General features: G+C 40.0%; 17 protein-coding genes. 10 read left to right on the top strand and 7 right to left on the bottom strand.

Annotated elements, in window-relative coordinates; all coding sequences use genetic code 11:
• Nucleotides 1-2,508: an ABC transporter permease gene (locus tag AAC000_RS09620; RefSeq protein ID WP_339722182.1), complete on the top strand. Its 2,508-nt coding sequence runs from the start codon at nucleotides 1-3 to the stop codon at nucleotides 2,506-2,508.
• Nucleotides 2,493-3,629: a lipocalin-like domain-containing protein gene (locus tag AAC000_RS09615; protein ID WP_339722180.1), complete on the top strand. Its 1,137-nt coding sequence runs from the start codon at nucleotides 2,493-2,495 to the stop codon at nucleotides 3,627-3,629. Before AAC000_RS09620 ends, AAC000_RS09615 begins: the two co-directional genes overlap by 16 nt.
• A 36-nt stretch (nucleotides 3,630-3,665) precedes the next feature.
• Here the strand turns inward: AAC000_RS09615 and AAC000_RS09610 are convergent, their stop codons facing one another.
• Nucleotides 3,666-4,961, bottom strand: coding sequence for an alkaline phosphatase (locus AAC000_RS09610; protein ID WP_339722178.1), 1,296 nt, complete (start codon nucleotides 4,959-4,961; stop codon nucleotides 3,666-3,668).
• 128 nt (nucleotides 4,962-5,089) lie between these two features.
• Nucleotides 5,090-6,043: a chemotaxis protein CheV gene (locus AAC000_RS09605; protein WP_339722176.1), complete on the bottom strand. Its 954-nt coding sequence runs from the start codon at nucleotides 6,041-6,043 to the stop codon at nucleotides 5,090-5,092.
• Between the two features lie 260 nt (nucleotides 6,044-6,303).
• Here AAC000_RS09605 and AAC000_RS09600 point away from each other — a divergent pair, with 260 nt between their 5' ends.
• From AAC000_RS09600 to AAC000_RS09590, 3 genes are all read left to right on the top strand, one after another.
• Nucleotides 6,304-7,902 carry an isocitrate lyase gene (locus AAC000_RS09600; protein WP_339722174.1) on the top strand — a complete coding sequence of 533 codons (1,599 nt, stop codon included), beginning with the start codon at nucleotides 6,304-6,306 and terminating at the stop codon, nucleotides 7,900-7,902.
• Nucleotides 7,903-8,128: 226 nt separating this feature from the next.
• Nucleotides 8,129-9,073 (top strand): LysR family transcriptional regulator, encoded by a 945-nt coding sequence (locus AAC000_RS09595; protein WP_339722172.1) that lies wholly within the window; start codon nucleotides 8,129-8,131, stop codon nucleotides 9,071-9,073.
• 102 nt (nucleotides 9,074-9,175) lie between these two features.
• On the top strand, nucleotides 9,176-11,335 hold the full coding sequence (locus AAC000_RS09590; protein WP_339722170.1) for a malate synthase G: 2,160 nt from the start codon (nucleotides 9,176-9,178) through the stop codon (nucleotides 11,333-11,335).
• Nucleotides 11,336-11,524: 189 nt separating this feature from the next.
• On the opposite strand, the gene AAC000_RS09585 is transcribed toward AAC000_RS09590, so the two are convergent.
• The 5 genes from AAC000_RS09585 to AAC000_RS09565 form a co-directional block, all read right to left on the bottom strand.
• Nucleotides 11,525-12,640, bottom strand: coding sequence for a nucleotidyltransferase family protein (locus AAC000_RS09585; protein ID WP_339722168.1), 1,116 nt, complete (start codon nucleotides 12,638-12,640; stop codon nucleotides 11,525-11,527).
• Nucleotides 12,637-13,494, bottom strand: coding sequence for an HprK-related kinase A (locus AAC000_RS09580; RefSeq protein WP_339722167.1), 858 nt, complete (start codon nucleotides 13,492-13,494; stop codon nucleotides 12,637-12,639). Before AAC000_RS09580 ends, AAC000_RS09585 begins: the two co-directional genes overlap by 4 nt.
• A 9-nt stretch (nucleotides 13,495-13,503) precedes the next feature.
• Nucleotides 13,504-13,692: a hypothetical protein gene (locus tag AAC000_RS09575; RefSeq protein ID WP_339722165.1), complete on the bottom strand. Its 189-nt coding sequence runs from the start codon at nucleotides 13,690-13,692 to the stop codon at nucleotides 13,504-13,506.
• Nucleotides 13,693-13,791: 99 nt separating this feature from the next.
• The gene (locus AAC000_RS09570; RefSeq protein WP_339722163.1) at nucleotides 13,792-14,730 is read right to left on the bottom strand and encodes a hypothetical protein; all 939 of its coding nucleotides are present in this window, start codon (nucleotides 14,728-14,730) and stop codon (nucleotides 13,792-13,794) included.
• Nucleotides 14,731-14,876: 146 nt separating this feature from the next.
• Nucleotides 14,877-15,656, bottom strand: coding sequence for a serine protease (locus AAC000_RS09565; RefSeq protein WP_339722161.1), 780 nt, complete (start codon nucleotides 15,654-15,656; stop codon nucleotides 14,877-14,879).
• A 106-nt stretch (nucleotides 15,657-15,762) separates the two neighbouring features.
• Between AAC000_RS09565 and AAC000_RS09560 the strand changes: the two genes are divergently transcribed.
• The 5 genes from AAC000_RS09560 to AAC000_RS09540 all read left to right on the top strand — a co-directional run bounded on the left by AAC000_RS09560 (nucleotide 15,763) and on the right by AAC000_RS09540 (nucleotide 20,487).
• Nucleotides 15,763-16,779 (top strand): NAD-dependent epimerase, encoded by a 1,017-nt coding sequence (locus AAC000_RS09560; protein ID WP_339722159.1) that lies wholly within the window; start codon nucleotides 15,763-15,765, stop codon nucleotides 16,777-16,779.
• Between the two features lie 225 nt (nucleotides 16,780-17,004).
• Nucleotides 17,005-17,604, top strand: a complete 600-nt coding sequence (locus tag AAC000_RS09555) for a YdcF family protein (protein ID WP_339722157.1) — start codon at nucleotides 17,005-17,007, stop codon at nucleotides 17,602-17,604.
• Nucleotides 17,605-17,676: 72 nt separating this feature from the next.
• Nucleotides 17,677-18,504, top strand: a complete 828-nt coding sequence (locus tag AAC000_RS09550; RefSeq protein WP_339722155.1) for a patatin-like phospholipase family protein — start codon at nucleotides 17,677-17,679, stop codon at nucleotides 18,502-18,504.
• Nucleotides 18,505-18,848: 344 nt separating this feature from the next.
• Nucleotides 18,849-19,598 carry a PEP-CTERM/exosortase system-associated acyltransferase gene (locus AAC000_RS09545; RefSeq protein ID WP_339722153.1) on the top strand — a complete coding sequence of 250 codons (750 nt, stop codon included), beginning with the start codon at nucleotides 18,849-18,851 and terminating at the stop codon, nucleotides 19,596-19,598.
• Between the two features lie 22 nt (nucleotides 19,599-19,620).
• A complete protein-coding gene (locus tag AAC000_RS09540) occupies nucleotides 19,621-20,487 on the top strand; it encodes a ThiF family adenylyltransferase (protein WP_339722151.1) in 867 nt (288 codons plus the stop codon).
• The last annotated feature ends 4 nt before the right edge of the window (nucleotides 20,488-20,491 follow it).

Below are 20,491 nucleotides of genomic sequence, written 5' to 3'. Positions count from 1 at the left end.
ATGGCATCACTTCTAAAGCTGATTTGGGCAAGTTACCAAACCAATAAGTTGCGTTTAGCACTAGTATTCATTGCATTAATCACAGCTTGTGCTGGTCTCAGTGCAGTGTTGGTGATCAATAACGCCGCCAAAAATAGTTATGCATCCTCTAGCCAGCCATTTTTACAACAAGTTGAAAGACGTATCACAGCTCGCGCGGGTCAGGTATTAAGCAAGCAAGATTTTGCCACACTTCGCCGTTTAGGCTTTACCCAACTTATCCCAGTGTTACGTAGCGCCCAAAATATAGTGCATCCGCTAACTGGTAACCGCACTCGCGTCACTTTGTTGGGTATCGATACCTTTGCAATTATTAATTTTTCAGTCAGAGATTCCTTAGACAACCCGCAAAATAGTGCCACAGTTGCGTCGAAACAGCTGGGGCAACTGTGGCAACCTCCTTTTGTTAGTGTGATTCATAAAGATTTTGCTGCCGAACTCAAGCTCAACAATGGGCAGTTGTTATCCCTTGAAAACAATCGCTTAATCCCTCAACTCGCGCTGACGGATATGGATGGTTTGGGCCGGGAAATTGTCATGGACATAGGGCAATTACAACACCTATTAGGCACTCAAAAGATAAGCGAACTTTTAGTGGTAGGTAATCTAAAGGACAAAAATCTTAGCGCCCTTAGTGCCGCGTTACCAAAGCATCTTCGTCTGGAAAATATCAATACTGGCGAACAAGCACAGCAACTCACAGGCAGTTTTCACCTTAACTTGTTAGCTATGGCATGTTTGGTGTTTGTGGTGTGTATGTTTGTGGTGATGAATGCCTTACATCTATTGATAATGAAACGTTGGCAGAATTTAAGGATCGCTCGACAGTTAGGGGTATCAAGACAACAAATATATTGGGCTCAAGGTGCTGAATTAGTACTAATTAGCTTACTTTGCGCCCCACTGGGGGCAATAGTTGGGATATTTTTAGCCCAGCTAGCCTCGCCACTGGTTTCACTCACATTGCAAAACCTGTTTGACGTGCGAATTGGTTATACTCAACTCTCTTATGTGACATTAATCACTCAGTGTTTTACAGCTTGTATTTTAGGTGCGTTTGCCGCTGCCATTTTGCCCCTGAGACAGTTGAATACTAAATTGGCGTTACGCAACTTAAGTGTCAGTGTGCACACAAGCCATTCGCCATGGTTGTTTGCCAGTATCATATTGGGTTGTTTGGCTGTGGGTTTAGGTTATTACTCTAGCAGCATGTTAATGAGCTTTAGTGCCATAGCTTTGAGTTTATTCTCTGGGTGCAGTTTGCTTATTTACGCCCTTCCACAGACCTTAAATATAGTATTTCATGGTTTGCCAGAACGCTGGGTGTTGTCTCGTTGGTTGGCAGCAGATGGGGTACGTTTATCCCAAAAAACTAAAATTGCCTGCTGCGCTTTTTTTATTGCACTGACCAGTAATATAGGTATGAATTTGATGGTGGATAGTTTTCGACAAGCCACTCAGCAGTGGTTAACCCAGCGCTTAGTCGCCGACCACTATGTTTCAACACAATCACCTGAGGTATTTACTCAATGGTTAGCCAATCAAAACATAGAGGTCGAGGTGATAGAACGCAAAGGACTGGATGCAGTTTTGTTAACTGAGGCACAGCTTCTTCCCGACAACCTTACCCGCTTAGCACTGAGATCTTATCCCAACAGCCCTCTCTATCAAGACGCGATGTTATTTGCCACTCAGAATACCAATGTTTGGCAATTATTCACTGCAGGAAAGGGGGTGTTAGTTAACCAGCAATTAGCGCTGCGAAATGGCCTCACTCTTGGAGACAAGTTGCGTTTCTATGTTGAGTTAGATCAGCCTGAATCTAAGCAAATAGTAGGTATCTATTACGATTACGGCAATCAAAGTGCGCAAGCTCTGTTGCCTATGGATTATTTCTCTAACCATAAAACCAAGACCACAATGTTTGCGCTGCACTTTGCATCTGAGTATCAGCACAGTGAATTTGAGAAACAACTCGGCACCTCCACACTTTTTAATCAAGTGAGATCAGTAGACTCTCAGGAGTTATTGGCCTTATCGATGCAAACATTTGAACGCACCTTTGTGATTACAGACGGCTTAAACATAGTCACTTTATTAGTCGCAGCATTGTCTTTAGCCACATCAGTGCTGATGATTGACCTAGATAATCGCCCACAAAGAGCATTGTTAAGAAGTATGGGGGTGAGTAATTATCAAATGACTGGTTTAACACTGATTCAATACACACTTCTAAGTTTATTAGCGTGTTTAGTCGCCTTGCCTTTTGGCATGGGTTTAACATGGTTGTTGATCAACTTAATAAACGTACAAGCATTTAGTTGGAGTTACCCCCTACTGGTTACACCCTATAAACTTTTTTCGGCAGCAGCAATGAGTATGCTTTTGATTGTAATGGTGGTCGCTGTTCCTCTTTATACATTGAGTCGGCGCAAACTAGCTAAGGACATCAAATGTCTAAGTTTTTAAGTAACTATGTATTGTTGTTGCTAGCGCTGGTTGGGTGCAGTGGCTGCGACACACCTAATGAGGCTCCTCAACAAAAAGAAGCGTTATTTTCTGGATTAAGTCGTTATTCATCAGAGCCGCAATCTCTGTCAAAAGATGAGCAAATAGCAGCATCAAAGGACACTTTCGCTAATGTGACCCCAGGGTATGAGATGACTTTTCCTTTTGATCATAATAGCCACCCCAATTTTGCGGTGGAATGGTGGTATATCACAGCCAATTTAACCGATACACAAAACAATCCCTATGCATTGCAGTGGACACTGTTTCGCTTTGCGAGTAACACCCACACAACCCCTTGGGCCAATACCCAACAATTTATGGGCCATGCAGGACTACGAGACGGCAAACAAGCTTGGTTTGAAGAACGTTTTGCCCGTGGTGGTGTCGGTAATGCGGGAATATCCACTGCTCCATTTAATGCATTTATTGACGATTGGCGGTGGCTAGCACAATCACCTAAATTGTTTCCGTCCGCCCTTGAATTAACTATCGATTCTGACATTAAGGCTAACCTAGACTTCACAGCAGACAAACCCTTTGTAAAACATGGAGACCAAGGTTTTAGTCGTAAACTAAGAGACGCTAAACAAGCGTCATATTATTACAGCCAGCCCCATATTCAGGTTTCCGGAGTACTTGAACTACCGAAAGGAACAGTTCAGGTAACAGGCAATGCATGGTTTGACCATGAGTGGACTTCACAATTAGTTGACTCGCATACACAAGGGTGGGATTGGTTTTCTATGCACTTTGACGACGGTGCTAAGTTGATGTTATTTAATATGCGTCAGCAGCAATCACGTGATTTCTGGTCAGGCACTCTGATAACCCAAAATGGTAAACATATAGCGTTGTCTGAGCAGGATATACAAGGAAGTGTCACTCAGCGCACTCAAGTGGCGGGACGTTTGTTACCTTTATATTGGTCTATTCAGTTACCTAAACATCAGATCGACATTCAGATTGCCCCCATGCAAATTAAGCAATGGAATCCGAGTATATTCTCTTACTACGAAGGAGGAACTGTGATTTCAGGTTCACATTCAGGGGTTGGTTTTATTGAATTAACAGGGTATTAGCTGACACAACTCAAGTTGTGCCAGCTAAAAAATTGACTATTTTTTGTCTCGTAATAATTCAAACACAGTTTGCGCAATTTCGGTGTTGTCCAAATGCCCGGTAAAACGCTCACTTCCCATTCCCTTGGCAAATATTTGCACATCGACACCAGTGTGACCAGAAGTAGTCCAACCTGTATCTGAACGGCCATCTAGAATTTTAGAAATTGCCTTGTGATAGGGTTTCAACTCATCAGACTCAATCACATTTAGGCTGGCGATTTCTTCTTGAGTCAATTCAAACCCTAACAAATTAGATGCCAGCGCTCCTTTATTCTTAACTGTAATTAATTGTTTGCCAATCTCAGCTGGTGAAGCCTTTAAGTTTTTCAGCCACTGTGGTTTCCAGCTGTAATTTCCCTTAGCACCAATAGTTAAACCACCAGTACTGTGATCTGCCGTAAGCACCATAAGTGTGTCAGGATTCTCGTTAATATATTGCTCTAACCATTCTAAGGTTAATGCAAGATCATGCATTTCAGCCATAGCAGAACCAATATCATTACTGTGCCCTGCCCAATCTACTTGGCTTGCTTCGATTAGTAAGAAGTATCCTTGGTCATTTTCTAGTTGACGGATCGCGGCCTTTGTTAAGGTGGGCAGACGCCTCTGATTACTACTGTCAAGCGCCCAAGGCATGCCTGAATCAGCAAACAAACCTAACAAAGGCGTCCCAGTAGACACTGTGCTTAGTTGGGATAACTTATCGACATATTGATAACCAGCTTCCTTAAACTGTTCAACTAAGTTGCGGTCTTCACGAATAAAATATTTCCAGCCACCACCTAACATTACATCCAAAACAAATTGGCCATTGGTTTTATCATCAAAATAACTGTCGGCTATTTGATCATAATTTTGACGGCTCTCATTATGTGACCCAAAACTGGCTGGCGTAGCGTGATTAATCTGAGAAGTCACCGCCACACCCGTTTTACGCCCCTGTATTTTGGCGAGTTCCAATACTGTTTGAACGGGCTTTTTATTCGTATCGACACCTATGGCACCGTTATAGGACTTCACCCCTGTTGATAAAGCGGTGGCGCCTGCAGCTGAGTCTGTTACAAAACCAGACACAATATCTGGATGGGTGCTGGCCATACCGACTAATAATCGATCAAATACCGTTTGTTCGACTTCAGGTGTGCTCGGGTCGTCTGCATACATACGGTATGCAGTGGTATAAGCAGGGCCCATGCCGTCGCCTACCATCATAATAATATTCTTAGGTGCATTAGTCGCTAATACAGAATGAGATAACACGGCTAATAAAAGAGTCGTAAATTGCTTCATCTGGTCTCCATTGATGAAAAAGTAAATTAAAATTCTGTGAATTTATAGGTTCAGTATATAGGGGGTAGTGAGTCTAGATTATACATATGAACAAAAAGTGAAGGTATTGAATTTTATTAAAATAATAATCAACTTTCAGCGTCTAATATTTCACGCATCCTCTGTTGCACTACGTCTACCAACAAATCTGGCTGGAACTTTGAAATAAATCGATTACACCCTACTTTTTGTACCATAGCATCATTAAAGCTACCACTTAATGACGTATTCAGCGCGATAAATAAATTACTCATACGAGGATCTTGTCTCACTTCCGATGTCAGGCGATACCCATCCATTTCGGGCATTTCTGCATCGGTGAACATCATTAAAATCTCATCGGTCACTGTTTTACCTTCATCAGCCCAACTCTTTAAAAGGTTCAGTGCTTTTAAACCGTCGTTTTGTTCGATTATTTCTAAGCCCAACTGAGTTAGGGTTTCTCGAATTTGCCAACGAGCCGTGGATGAATCATCCACTATCAATACCTTTTTACCTTTGAGGTGAACCGCGACCTCTTGGTCCAACACATCTTCGGAGATGCTAGTGTCATACTCAACAATCTCCGACAACACTTTTTCTACATCAATGATTTCAACGAGTTCATTGCTTCCATCAACCTCTATTTGTGTTATCGCGGTTAAATAATTATTTTTACCTGCTGAAGAAGGGGGGGGCTGAATATCGCTCCATGACGTATTAACAATACGTATCACTTGCCCAATCAAAAACCCTTGCACACTTCTATTATACTCGGTGATGATCACATTGACGGCTTCATACTCACCTTCCTTTGCGGGCATTTTTATCGCTGCCCGAAGATCAATGACGGGTATAGATGCACCTCTGTAGTTAGTCACACCTTTGAGATTGTGGTGAGAACCAGGCATTTGATTCATAACGGGTACAGTGATGACTTCTCTGATCTTAAATACATTCAAAGCAAATATGTGGCGGGTCCCCAATTTGAACATAAGCAATTCAAGTCTGTTTTCACCAACTAGTTTAGTGCGTTGATCAATTGAAGACATTAACTCTGACATACAAGCTCTCTGGTTGATTTATTTAAGACAACAACAGCTAATAATACACCTACATGCAATATCAATAGTAGACACTTCAAAAAACTATTACCCAATAAACTCATTTATTACCTCAAATCAACATTCATTAAAATGATGATGAAAATACTTTATATAGATTATTAATATGGGGAATACCTATATAGGATGATTAACAACAGCAACCCGCTACAGGTTATCGGTTGTTTTATTTTTTACCTTACTGTTATAGGAATATTCAAATGTCACAATATCAAAACGATGTTAAACAGATTGCAGAACTTAGATCAACCAAAGCAGGTACTTGGAACGCGATCGACCCAGATTATGCTGCTCGCATGAAAGCCCAAAATCGCTTTAAAACAGGGTTAGACATTGCAAAATACACTGCCGCTATCATGCGTAAGGACATGCAAGAATATGATGCAGACTCAAGTCAGTACACTCAGTCACTAGGTTGTTGGCATGGATTTATTGGTCAGCAAAAAATGTTAGCAGTAAAAAAACATCAAGGCACTACTGATAAAAGTTACTTGTATTTATCTGGATGGATGGTTGCGGCACTACGTTCAGAATTTGGTCCCCTACCCGACCAATCTATGCACGAAAAAACCTCAGTTGCAGCACTAATTGAAGAACTCTATACCTTTTTACGTCAAGCCGATGCCCGCGAGCTGGGTGACCTATTCAGACAATTAGATGAGGCCAAACAGCAAGGGCAAGATACCACGGGGATCCAAGCTTCGATTGATAATTATGAAACACATGTCGTGCCTATTATTGCCGATATCGATGCAGGATTTGGCAACGAAGAAGCCACTTATCTACTTGCTAAAAAACTAATTGAAGCTGGCGCTTGTTGTATTCAAATAGAAAACCAAGTTTCTGATGCCAAACAGTGTGGACATCAAGATGGTAAAGTGACTGTGCCACATGAAGACTTTTTAGCCAAAATTAACGCTGTCCGTTATGCCTTTTTAGAGCTAGGTGTAGATGACGGAGTGATAGTGGCACGCACTGACTCTCTTGGGGCTGGACTGACTCAAAAAATACCAGTATCACAAAAGCCAGGTGATTTAGCTTCTCAGTACAATGCTTATCTTGACACTAGCGATGTGACGTCTATTGAAGAACTAGCTGATGGCGATTCAGTTCTGAAGCAAAACGGTAAGCTAGTAAAACCTGTGCGTTTACCAAATGGTTTATATAAATTTAAAGAAAACACTGGTTTCGATCGCGTTGTACTTGACTGTATTACCTCATTGCAAAATGGTGCAGATTTGTTGTGGATTGAAACTGAAAAACCTCATGTTGGCCAAATCGGCGATATGGTGCGTGCAATAAGAAATGAAATCCCTAATGCTAAGTTAGTGTATAACAACTCACCGTCTTTCAATTGGACCTTAAACTTCCGTCAGCAAATATTTGACACTTGGTTAGAAGCCGGTAAAGACACCAGCGAATACGTAAGAGATGAACTGATGTCAGTAACCTACGACAACTCTGATTTGGCCCTTGAAGCGGACGAAAAAATCAGAACCTTCCAAGCAGATGCTGCTCGTGAGGCTGGAATTTTCCATCACTTAATTACCCTACCGACTTACCATACAGCGGCCTTGTCTACCGATAATCTGGCTAAAGGCTATTTTGGTGACGAGGGTATGTTGGCCTATGTTAAAGGTGTACAACGTAAAGAAATTAGACAAGGTCTGGCATGTGTTAAACACCAAGCTATGGCTGGGTCTAACATGGGTGATGATCATAAAGAGTACTTCTCTGGCGAACAAGCCCTTAAAGCTTCAGGCGAAGACAACACTATGAATCAGTTTGACGCTGCCTAATAACGTTAAATGTAGATAGCTCGATAGCTTGCAGTATCCATTGTAAGCTATCGACATCATTCAAGATATTAATGTCAATAACAGCCAACCAACAAAACTCAATTCAACTCCTCCACTCTATAAAGATTAAGCAATTGTTTTATAACAATAATTTAAGATCTGGAAAAGATACAAAATACTGATAACATTCTAGAGAGAAATCAGTTTTTACTACGAGATAATAATTATGAATATTGCCAAAGTAGATTTAAACCTATTGGTTTATTTAGATGTATTGCTAAGAGAAGGCAGTGTTACAAAAGCGGCAAACCAATTAAGTATTACTCAACCTGCAATGAGCAATGGCTTGAGAAGATTGAGAGACTTGTTTAAAGATCCACTTCTGGTGCGCACCAGTGATGGTATGACCCCTACCAAACGGGCCTTAGAATTAAAACCTATCATCCGAGATGTGCTCTCCAAACTTGAAACAACCATTCAACCAGACACTGATTTTAGTCCCCTTAAAAGTGAACGCACCTTTAGGATCATGGCCAGTGATTACGCTGAATCAACCTTACTATTAGAAGTCATTGGAAGGTTAAATAAACAAGCACCTAATATTACTCTTGATTTAATTACTCCCAGCGACGTGACATTTCATGATGTAGAGCAAGGCAAGGTTGATATGGCTATCAATCGATTTGAAGAATTACCACTTTCATTTCATCAGAAGGTAATATGGTATGACACGTTTTCTTGTGTGGTTAATAGTCGTAATCCAATAGTAAAAAACTTTAATTTAGAACAGTATTTAGACCACAAACACATCTGGGTAAGTAAAACAGGCTTCGGGGTAGGCGTTGGGATCGACCCTAACGAAGTACAAAAATTAGGTTGGGTCGATGCAGAATTGACTAAAATCGGTAAAAAACGGGATATCAGAGTATTTACTCGGCACTACCATGTTGCCTTACAATTAGCCAAAGCACAGAACTTGATCGCTACCTTACCTAGCAAAGCCGCCAATCTGTATAAAGATGATCCAGAACTAGAGATCCTTGTACCTCCCTTTGATATTCCCCCCATTGCCTTAAAAATGGCATGGAGTGCACTGCTGCAACACGATGCAGGACACATATGGCTAAGACGGTTAATTACCGAGGTGGGAGAAGAACTCACTAGCTCGTGAGATTCATTTATTATATGAATGAAAGAAATAAACCACATAAATTAATAGATATAATACCTAAAGCGTAAACTCAGCTTATTGTGAATTACCAAAGAGCAATTTATGCAAGTTCAGTACACTCAAAAGGGCAGATTAAAGATTGCCACACAGCTAGAACAGTTTATCACTCAAGAGGTATTACCCGGGGTACAAGTATCAGTCGAGGACCTTTGGGAAAAGTTTGCACTAGCGGTGCCTGAGCTTTTATCAATTAATCAAAGCTTGTTACTCAAAAGAGAAAATCTGCAGCAACAAATAGACCAATATTGTAGTGCCACACAAGCTATAAATACTCAAGAATACAAAACCTTTCTTACTGAGATAGGGTATTTGCAAGCACCGCCCAGTGACTTTCAAATTAACACTCAAAATGTGGATCCTGAAATTGCCACCATGGCCGGCCCCCAATTAGTTGTCCCAATTAACAATGCTAGGTTTGCGTTAAATGCTGCGAATGCTAGATGGGGCAGCCTTTACGACGCCCTTTATGGTTCAGATGTAATCGAGCAAACTAGCGTCAAAACAAAAGGTTACGATGCTGAGCGAGGACAAAAAGTAATCGACTATGCTAGAAAGTGGCTAGATGTTATTGCACCACTAAAAACAGGCAGTCATATCCTAAGTAAAGATTACTCTATTGAAAGCGGCACACTAAAGGTCACCTTAGCTGACGATACAATAGTTAGCCTAGCCACACCTGAGCAGTTTGTTGGCTTTCAAGGTTCGGCTGAACAACCTACCGGCATTCTCATTGCCCATAATAATATCCATACTGAAATTCAATTTGATCAAGCGAGTGTTATTGGTCAACAAGATACCGCGAACGTTAAAGATATAGTTTTAGAGTCAGCATTAACCACCATTATGGATTGTGAAGACTCAGTCGCCGCAGTAGATGCAGAAGATAAAACCTTAGTTTACAAAAATTGGTTGGGCCTAATTAAAGGTGATTTAACGGCTACAATTGACAGCGGTAACAAACAAATCACACGCAGTTTAAATCAAGATAGACAATACCTTTCACCAACTGGGTTGCCCTTTAGCCTCTCAGGTAGAAGCTTAATGTTTATCCGCAACGTCGGACACTTGATGACAACTGACGCCATACTATTTGATGATAAACCTATCTACGAAGGGATCATGGACGCCCTAGTCACCAGTTTAATTGCCAAACATGACTTACTGGGTAATGGTCGATTCAAGAATAGCCAAGCGGGCAGCATATACATAGTGAAGCCCAAAATGCATGGCCCGGAAGAAGTGGCTTTTGCTGACTTACTATTTTCAAAAATGGAATCACTGCTCAGCTTACCTACCCACAGTCTAAAAATAGGTCTGATGGATGAAGAAAGACGCACTAGCTTAAATTTAAAAGCCTGTATTAATGCGGCAAAAGATAGAGTGGTATTTATCAATACTGGCTTTTTAGACCGCACTGGCGATGAAATACACACATCCATGCAGCTAGGCGCTTTTGCCACTAAAGCCACCATTAAGACCAGACCCTGGCTAAACGCTTACGAACAATCCAATGTGGTAACAGGTATAAACACAGGTTTATCTAGCAAAGCCCAAATTGGTAAAGGTATGTGGCCCACCCCAGATAATATGGCTGACATGATGCAGGCAAAAATTGCCCATGTACAATCTGGAGCAAACACCGCTTGGGTGCCCTCACCTACTGCCGCCACATTACATGCACTGCATTACCATCAGGAAAACGTATTCTACATAAGAAAGAATATGACTCTACAAGTAGAAGGTTTGTTAGAACAAATGTTAGACATTCCACTACTCAAGGACGAAAAGTTAACTTCTGAACAGATACAGAGAGAGTTAGATAATAACGTACAAGGCATTCTAGGTTATGTAGTCAGATGGATAAATCAAGGCATTGGCTGTTCAAAAGTGCCTGATATCAATAATGTGGGATTGATGGAAGACAGGGCTACTTTGAGAATATCCAGTCAACATATAGCCAATTGGTTGATGCACGGGGTGATTACCAAAGAACAAATCGAAGCGTCAATGGCAGTCATGGCCAAACTAGTAGATGAGCAAAATACCGATGACAAAGACTACACAGCCATGACACCGAATACTAATGATTCGATTGCCTATCTAGCCGCTTATGAGCTTATATTTAAAGGTCATGAGCAACCTAATGGCTATACTGAGCCGTTATTACACGCGAAAAGAAGGGAAATCAAAGCACAACATTAACGACTTTGGCTCAGCTAAATTTTGAGCTTTAGTTTTATCTGTAAAAAATGTTCAACTGCGAATTTAAGTTGATTAGATGTATGCTGTTTCAAGAAGTGAAATGGCATTTTGAGCCAATGTACTGTAGTTCAGTTGATTTTAGTTGTGCAACTTAAACTATTGATTTGATAGAAAATTCAACATATGGAGTTAAGGGTTTGTTTTCTCAAAAAAAGCCTTACCCATCAAAGATTCAAGCAGATAACGACATAACTTATGGACCAAATGATAAATCAGGATATGTACTGGCATTTTCTTCAAATGAGCTCTGGTAACAATTAAAAACTCAGATAAGCCTGCAAGTTTTCTTTTCACTAATGGGTGTTTAGGGGAAAGCGCCACGACAAACAATTTATCTAGAAAATAAAGGGACAGTTTACCCATGTTATGCATGTTACTCAGCAAAGCGGCGTGCTTTTTGTCGATATTAGTGCCGAAAAACCTTTGACAGTATCTGCAAGCCAGAAACAACTCATCCGCAAAGCCCGACCTATCGGCTAAATCCAAAAGATCATTCCAATAGGTTTCGTTGTTGAATTCAGTGAACATTAAATGTAAGTCGTTAAGATCTCTATATGCGTGCCCAAGATCATCGTTCAACATGAGATGTATAATTGAATGCAATGTCATTGCCGCTGGACGTAATATATAGAAACCGTTTAATTCGTAAGCGTTATTTAAAAACAGTTCGATTTCAGGTGCCCGCCCAGAAATCGGAAGATACAAGTTATGATGAAGATCGATTATTGTTCCACGACCTGCATGTTTCATTGGCGGAACCTCATGGGCCCACTCTCTGTAATAGGCCTCGTCGTATCGAGATAAAACTTCAGACATCCAACCATGCAGTTTTAATGTGTCTTCAATATCTTGAAGGTCCTTTTTAGCTACCAGTAAGTCAATATCAGAAAATATTCTACCTTTTGAAAACGTCGTATTAAGCAGACAATATGCTGCGCCTTTTAATAGATAAAGCTTTGCCTGCCTAGAAGACAGAGCTTTTACAATTTGTCTAGACTCGAAGTTGACTGAAGAAACTTGTCTCTGCGCAACTTTTATCGCACTAGAAAGATGTTTCTGAGCGTATTCAGGAGCAGATTTAAAAACACCACTATCTTGCAATTGATAAGCAAACCTAGCTAAAAGACCTTCTGAACGAAAAACACGAATAACTTGAACCCAATCGGAGAGTGCAAGGTCAAGCGTCTTTTGACTGTCTATCAGTAATAGCGAAAGCTTCTCAGTAGTGAGTTTAGCTGAGGTCACAATAAATCCTGCTCGATAAATTCTTTTATTTCTTCAACATCACTGTAAACAATTTCGAATTGTTGAGTATTTTCAATCAAATCAACCAAAGTATTAAAACCGACTTGGCCTTGCAAAGAAAGATTAATGACATTTTCCGCTAACATCATAAATCCCTGATTTTTATCTAGTTGATAGATTTCCAACGACTTTGATGGTGTATATCGAGGAAAAATAATTGCCGTGGCTTTAGCTGTTTTATGCCGCTGCGCCCAACTATTTTCAGGCGGCGAAAGGTGTGCAACGTCACCTTTTATGGTGCCTGATGCTATGCTTGAAAAGCGCTCATTTGGGAACCAAGACTTGGCTAGGTCTATCGAGTTATTTTTTAAACATACAGGTTTAATTAATGGCTTTATGTCACAAGTACCCGGTATCACAAGTGACATTTCGTCAGATAGGATCCGCCAGCCTTGTTGCCCCATAAGGTATGTGGTCAATGTACTTTTGCCTGAACCTGGAGGGGCTGGGAAAATAAAAGCCTTGTCTTGTTTAGCTACGACACCCGAATGAATAGACAGAAAATTTTGAGCAAAATTAGAAACCACATAATTTACCCCCCATTCAAAAGAAGCATAGGCGTGATTAGATGCAACCGGTTTAAATGGCGCATCGCCATCATGTTCAAAAACAACCTGGGGGCGAACAAATCGACGAATACCACTACCATGCTTTAAAGAGACAAAATAATCTACCGGCGAGTCACCTTGTTCAAGGGTATAGTGAGGGTAAAGACTTTTAATGTTTTTTGATACTAGGTCCACAGAGCAATCAAGGTGAATATTCACAGCTCCAAGATCAATAAACGACTGCAATAGATTTCCCTAGCTTTCTTCTAAAAAGCCCTGTTTTATTAAGTCATTGAGTAATGATTCGGAAACATTCTCACTCGTCAACAGCAAGTCATTTATAGAGTGGCGTACTCCTATAACAGCTCCGCTTTCGGCGTTAAATAAAGCAACACCGCTGTCATCGCTAAACTCATGTAAAAAGGTCGTCTTTGATTTTTGCATATTAGTAAGGGAATCTAATGGGTATGAAGACTAAAATAATCAAAGCATCATAATTGTGTTATTTAAAATAACACAATTATGAATTACTTACGTGAAAGATTATAGGCAAGTTGGAGGCGTAAGATCTGCACCATTATCTGACAGAATATCATACAACTGGTCTTTTGAAGCTTCGATACTAGCGACTAAATTTCCGACATTATTAGTAGAATTCAATATCGGATAATAAATTCCATGTGAACCATTCCAAGAGTCAGTGGCAGGTTGCCCCCCTCTGAAGTAAAGATCAAATCTAGCGTTTAAATAGATCGCTATCATGTACGTAGTTGTATCGTCACCCTCGCAACTATTGGCAGAACTGAAATTGGAACTCGAACCAGAGATTGACTGATTTGCATTAAATGATTCATCAATATTAGGCCCATTAAACCCGGTGTACCATGAAGGATTTCCTATAGAAACTTCTTGCCCTGCTTGATTGTAATACATTTGCCCCGCTTTAATAACATAGTCTTCAATAGTGCCATCAGGAGCATAGGTATCAAGAATATAAGCATAATAACGTGTAGGATCATTGGGATCTTTAATATCGCCATGCGTACCATACTCATCTACTTTTATTCGTTGATATGTCCCATCTGAATTTTTTACTAGGAATACAACGTTACTTATGCCGTAACGAATAGTTGCTGAACTTGGACAACCACAATGACAAGATAAAATTTCAGAAAACGTTTGATTCGGTCCAGAACCAACACCAAAAACAGTCTCAAAATTTAAATCCAAACCTGCATCTGTGTTTGCAGACAAAACAGTCAAAATCTCACATGGACCCAATAACTCGAGGTCTCTACCATACGCAAAATCGGAACCATGACCAGATGCAACGATTGAATTTGCAACACCAGTCGCCCATACAGATTTAGCAGGTATTGCCCCCACCACAGCAGTTGCAGAGGCACGCTTTAAAAATTTACGTCGTAGCTTGGTACTCTTAGAAACCGAAGATTCTATTCCATTTGGATTATCAAGACTCATAACAATTCCTTCATTTAAATTCTTTCACTAATACTATAAAGCTATAGCAAGTATTAAGCCATTCCATAACCACTTGAAATCTAAAGATAAATAATATACTTAAAAAACGCTTTGTAAAAAAAAGTGACACTTTAATTTTTGTCCTTCTATTTTACCGTTATGCCCTTGTGTTTAGCAAGTTCAATTAAGTATTTGACCGGAATGGCATAGCTAATACCTGAAGGTTTCTCAAGCACTGTTTCTTTTGATTCTTTAACAAACACTTTGTTCAGTATGCCTATTACCTCACCGCTATCCGCTGCATATAACGGACTGCCGCTATTACCAGGATAGGCTGTGATATCTAACTGGTAAATCATAAACTTTTTTTCAAGCCTATCTAACATTTTTATAGATAGTCGACTCGAATGCGCAGTGGGGATCACGTCAGGCGTAGTGGCAGCCACTATACCTCTGTGGGTTGCAGGGTATAGGCCAAGTACAGCGCCAATAGGAAAGCCAGTTAATAACACTTCTGTGCCATCTGCTACATAGTTTGATGCAGCCAGTTTAACTGGTGTTAAGGTAGTCGATAATTTGAGAATAGCTAAATCATGATCTACATCTTTGGCAATGATTTCCGCTTTATGAATTTGGGGTTGACGCCCCGTTCCAGAAAATACTATGTGATACTGCACCTTTTGAGGATCAAGTTGTTTATCAATAACATGATAATTAGTCGCCACTAATGAGCCATCACCAAATACAAATCCAGTGCCGTGAAGCTGATGAGTCTGGACACCTAATGCATCATATAAACCAACCCCCACTACCGACGGTTTTACTTTGGCGACTACCTCAATGATGGAATGACTGTGGGCATTGGCAATTAAAACTAATGAGATCCCGACCATAGCTTTCAAAAGTAATAATTTACGTATAAACATATATTTACAATACCGTCTGTGCATTATCTGAGTATAATCACAAATATCTTAGCGCTATGCTAATGAAATTTACGTGTCACAATTATTACTCGACAAGGTTAGGTTAATGAAGGTTTTAGTAACAGGTGCAGCAGGCTTTATCGGTTTTCATGTAACAAAGGCGCTACTAGAGCGCGGTGATACCGTTATCGGCATAGACAATATAAATGACTATTACGACGTAAAGCTTAAAGAAGGTCGGTTAAACGCCCTTGCAGAACATACGCTGTCAGAAAACTTTACATTCATTAAAATGGATGTTGCTGATAGGCAAAAGATTGAAAACCTCTTTGCAGAGTCTGCGTTTGATAAAGTCGTTCACCTAGCTGCACAAGCGGGCGTACGATACTCAATCGAAAATCCCCACGCCTATGTAGACAGTAATTTAATTGGCTTTATGAACATACTCGAGGGATGTAGACATAATAAAATAAAACACCTGGTGTATGCTTCATCTAGTTCTGTTTACGGGTCAAATGAATCCACACCATTTGCTGTCACTGACAATGTTGATCACCCAGTTTCACTCTATGCCGCAAGTAAAAAAGCCAATGAATTGATGGCGCATACCTATAGCCACCTTTATCAAGTCCCTACTACTGGTCTGCGATTTTTTACTGTCTATGGTCCTTGGGGACGACCAGATATGGCGTTATTTAAGTTTACTCAATCAATTCTAAATGGCACACCTATTGAAGTTTTCAATTATGGAAACCATCACCGAGATTTTACTTATATTGATGATATTGTCAGTGGCGTTATTCTCTCATTAGACAAAGTAGCGCAAGGTAATGAAGAGTGGGATGGAAAAAAACCAGATCCTAGTACCAGCAAAGCACCATGGAAGATATACAATATCGGCGCACATAATCCCGTTAATCTGCTTAAATTTATAGAAACCTTAGAAGACGCATTAGGGAAAAAAGCGATAAAAGAGATGTTACCAATGCAACCAGGTGACGTTCCGGATACCTACGCTGATGTTACCGCTTTAGCAAAGGATACCGGATATAGCCCTAAAACTGAACTAACAGCAGGAATTCGCCAATTTGTCAGTTGGTATCATTCGTTTTACACCGAATAAACTACTATTACATAGCTGTGCATGTAACTTAATGCACATAACTATAATTTAATAACATAGGTACTGACATTGATGTTGGCGTCGATTGCTTCTACTTTCAGCTCTCCCTTAGTTCATTCTTTGACACTTTTTGCCATTTTTAAGGTGTTAAGTCACACAAGATTCAAACCAACGTTTTTTAGTTATTTATCAATTGTCCCATTACTCTGGCTACTAATATGCTCCATGACCTATCCAAGTGTATTGTTAATTAAGCACCTAGAAGGTAAGTACCCTGTTATTCCACTAGAATCTACAGAATGGCGAAAAAAAGAAGCTATTGTTGTATTAGCATGCAACTATTTTGAAGATGACAAACTACCCTTTGTATCCCGCTGGCCCAATTGCTCGCTGCAACGAAATTTACACGCAGCCCTTATGTATCGTGAGCACCCAATGCCAATATTTCTAGCTGGGGATGTTTTAGGAAGAAACGATAAAGAATCGCAAGCCAACCACAACAAATACTTTTTTGAGAAAATGGGTGTAGACAGTGCGGATATATTTATTGTGCCCCAAGGGAGAAACACAGAAACCGAAGTCAGTGCGTTAGTCAGCATACTCGATGGCAAAAGCATATCTCTGGTAACCTCAGCTAGCCACTTACCAAGAGCTGTCTTTTACTTCGAAGAAAAGAATATACAAGTACTGCCCATTCCGGTGGAGCATTTTAGCAGAATAAAGGTAATGCCAGTTGTTGGTTTGCCTAATGCTGCTAGTCTATACAGGAGTGAAAGAGCAATTCATGAATATTTAGGCTTGATTTATCAAAAATATTTCCGATAAGTTGCGATAAACAAAATAGAGTTGATCAGCACTATTCTTGATTGAAAAACTTACCTACGAGGGTGATATTCAGTGAGTGAAATAGTCCCTATATTTTCTGGTGGTGGAACCAAATTATCTGCCCACATTGGAATTTTGGACGCAATAAATACCCTTAATATTGAATTCCAACACATTGTTGGTGTATCAGGAGGCTCAATAATTTCAGCCTTGTATTGCGCGGGCATGCCTCTTGACGACATAAAAAAACTAGCCATAGAGACAAATTTCAAACAGTTCAGGGGATTCAGCTTAATCACGTTGTTGCTGCAAGGAGGGCTGAGTTCTGGAGACGTTTTTGAACGTTGGATGGAAGAAAAATTAGCAGGTAAAACTTTTAAAGATATATCCAAAGATTTACATATTTTAGCTACCGATGTTAATGGTGGTGGCCCTATCATATTTAATAAGAAAAACTCCCCTGATTTAAAAATATCTAAAGCGGTACGATTTTCAATGTCTATTCCCATTTTTTTTAGCTTTAAATCGTACAAAGATCATATTTTAGTTGATGGGGCAATCCTGTCAGAAGATGCTATTTTTAACGACTGGACAGGTAATGGAACCCCAGTTATTTGTTTTCGTTTAAAAAGCGACCAAGTCACTGATAAACCATTTAAAAAAAGTTGGTTACCGATAGTGCAATATGTGATGATGCTAATTAGAACCTTTATGACGGCTATGTCCAGAGAGTATGTGCATGATCAATATTGGAAAAATACTATAATTGTAAATACTGGTAAGCTGTCACCCGTTGATTTTAATATGACAATTCAAGAGAAAGAAACTTTGTATGAAATTGGTTATAAAACTGCATTAGAATTCATTCCCAAAAGATTGAGTAGGTTTATAAAAGTTTAACACTCGAAGATATGTACATATACTGTACAAGGAAAATGACCAATGAAACATTTACACAAATTCACCAATTCTCCCATTATTGACCCTTTAGTTAAAAAGGCGGCACACGTTGCGGTGAGCGGGGAAATGAATCAAATCTCAAAGTATTGTTCTAGTTTTTTGTTTGCGCGTCAAACATTGGTACAATGATGAATACTAATGATCCTTCGTCGGTCGACTTGAGTATGAAGCCGCAAAAGGAAAAGGAAAGGGTTTCTGGCGCAGTATTCGGCAGCCAAGCAACTCGTTTCGATAATAATAACAACCTTGAAAAATGAAGAGTAGATTAGTGCTAAGGAATTCACATGAAAGCCACACTTGCTGAAAATTTTGATCAGTATTTTGAAATCGTCTTAGCGAATACCGAAGAGCTGAAACAAGAATCTTATAGAATTCGCCATACTGTATATGCAGAGGAGTTAGGCTGGGAGCCGCTGAATTCAAAAGGCATTGAAGTTGACGAATGTGATCCTTATTCATTTTCTATATTATTAAAGCATAGAAGAACCGGAGCCTTCGCAGGAACAGTTAGACTAGTTATTCCTCCAAACACCAGCCCTCAGAATAAATTACCTTTTGAGCTACATTGTGCTGAATCCGTACAAAAAGATGTGATTGATCCTGACAGTCTACCCCGAGGACGTTTTGGGGAAATCTCCAGATTATCTGTACCTTCAAGTTTCAGACGGCGTTTGGATGAAAAAAACAAACCCTTTATTATTAATGATATTCAAGGGGAAAATGCATTTTCAGATGAAGAAAGACGAAACTTCCCAAATATTGCAATAGGCTTGTATTTGAGCGTAGTTGCAATGGTCAAAATGTGTAACCACAGTCATATGTTTGTGGTGGTAGAGCCTAGGTTATGTCGAAGACTAGATAGACTCGGACTTAAATTCGAACAATGCGGCGAAGAACTTGACTATCACGGTATACGTGCACTTTTTTTATTGAAAAGAGAAAATTTCACTGGCAACTTAAACCCCGAAGTTTTTGAGCTTTTTAAACTGCTGGAAAAACAATTAGTCGCCCAGCTAGCCCTTTATCCATACTGAGTGAATAAGTAGAGACATTTATATGACCACTGAAAATTTTAATTACGATAAAGCTTTTTCTCGTAACATCGGTTGGTTCACCGAGCATGAACAAACAACTCTGAAGACCAAAACAGTGGCTATAGCCGGATGTGGCGGTGTGGGTGGTATTCATTCACTTACGATGGCAAGGCTAGGTGTTGGTAATTTTCATTTGGCTGACTTTGACGATTTTGGGGTAGAAAATTTCAACCGCCAAGTAGGAGCAATGATGTCCACTGTTGGACAACCTAAAATGGATGTAATGAACAATACACTGAAAGACATTAATCCAGAAATGCTAATTAAAGACTTCCCTCAAGGTGTAAATGAATCAAATGCTGAAGCGTTTTTAGAGGGTGTGGATCTATACATTGACAGTTTAGATTTCTTTGCAATAGAAGCACGGCGTTTAGTTTTTGATCTTTGTGCAAAAAAAGGGATACCCGCAATAACTGCAGCACCTCTTGGTATGGGCACAGCATTTTTGTGTTTTATGCCTGGCAAGATGACCTTTGAAGAATATTTTGGCATGCAAGGGCGTTCACAAACTGAACAATATTTGCGGTTTTATTTAGGACTAGCCCCAGCAAGTTTACAAAGCCAATACCTTGTTGACCCAAGTAGACTTAATCTAGAAGAAAAAAGAGGTCCTTCTACCATTATTGGCTGCACAATGAGCGCCGGCGTAGCTGCGGCTTACGCGGTGAAGATTTTGCTTGGTCGAGGTGACTTAGTCTGCGCTCCAGAAGGTATGCATTGGGATCCTTATATGAATCAAATGGAGAAGACCCATATTCCTAATGGTCATAAAAATCCAAGTTTCATTGAAAATTTAAATGCCGCTAAGCAAGCTTTCAACATCGAGTAACAAA

Source organism: uncultured Paraglaciecola sp., from assembly GCF_963977085.1.
Lineage (GTDB): Bacteria > Pseudomonadota > Gammaproteobacteria > Enterobacterales > Alteromonadaceae > Paraglaciecola.
This window is presented reverse-complemented; position numbering and strand designations above follow the sequence as displayed.

Coding starts and splice junctions, on each gene's coding strand:
- AAC000_RS09620 (WP_339722182.1), top strand. CDS start 1: ATGGCATCACTTCTAAAGCTGATTTGGGCAAGTTACCAAACCAATAAG.
- AAC000_RS09615 (WP_339722180.1), top strand. CDS start 2,493: ATGTCTAAGTTTTTAAGTAACTATGTATTGTTGTTGCTAGCGCTGGTT.
- AAC000_RS09610 (WP_339722178.1), bottom strand. CDS start 4,961: ATGAAGCAATTTACGACTCTTTTATTAGCCGTGTTATCTCATTCTGTA.
- AAC000_RS09605 (WP_339722176.1), bottom strand. CDS start 6,043: ATGTCAGAGTTAATGTCTTCAATTGATCAACGCACTAAACTAGTTGGT.
- AAC000_RS09600 (WP_339722174.1), top strand. CDS start 6,304: ATGTCACAATATCAAAACGATGTTAAACAGATTGCAGAACTTAGATCA.
- AAC000_RS09595 (WP_339722172.1), top strand. CDS start 8,129: ATGAATATTGCCAAAGTAGATTTAAACCTATTGGTTTATTTAGATGTA.
- AAC000_RS09590 (WP_339722170.1), top strand. CDS start 9,176: ATGCAAGTTCAGTACACTCAAAAGGGCAGATTAAAGATTGCCACACAG.
- AAC000_RS09575 (WP_339722165.1), bottom strand. CDS start 13,692: ATGCAAAAATCAAAGACGACCTTTTTACATGAGTTTAGCGATGACAGC.
- AAC000_RS09570 (WP_339722163.1), bottom strand. CDS start 14,730: ATGAGTCTTGATAATCCAAATGGAATAGAATCTTCGGTTTCTAAGAGT.
- AAC000_RS09565 (WP_339722161.1), bottom strand. CDS start 15,656: ATGTTTATACGTAAATTATTACTTTTGAAAGCTATGGTCGGGATCTCA.
- AAC000_RS09560 (WP_339722159.1), top strand. CDS start 15,763: ATGAAGGTTTTAGTAACAGGTGCAGCAGGCTTTATCGGTTTTCATGTA.
- AAC000_RS09555 (WP_339722157.1), top strand. CDS start 17,005: ATGACCTATCCAAGTGTATTGTTAATTAAGCACCTAGAAGGTAAGTAC.
- AAC000_RS09545 (WP_339722153.1), top strand. CDS start 18,849: ATGAAAGCCACACTTGCTGAAAATTTTGATCAGTATTTTGAAATCGTC.
- AAC000_RS09540 (WP_339722151.1), top strand. CDS start 19,621: ATGACCACTGAAAATTTTAATTACGATAAAGCTTTTTCTCGTAACATC.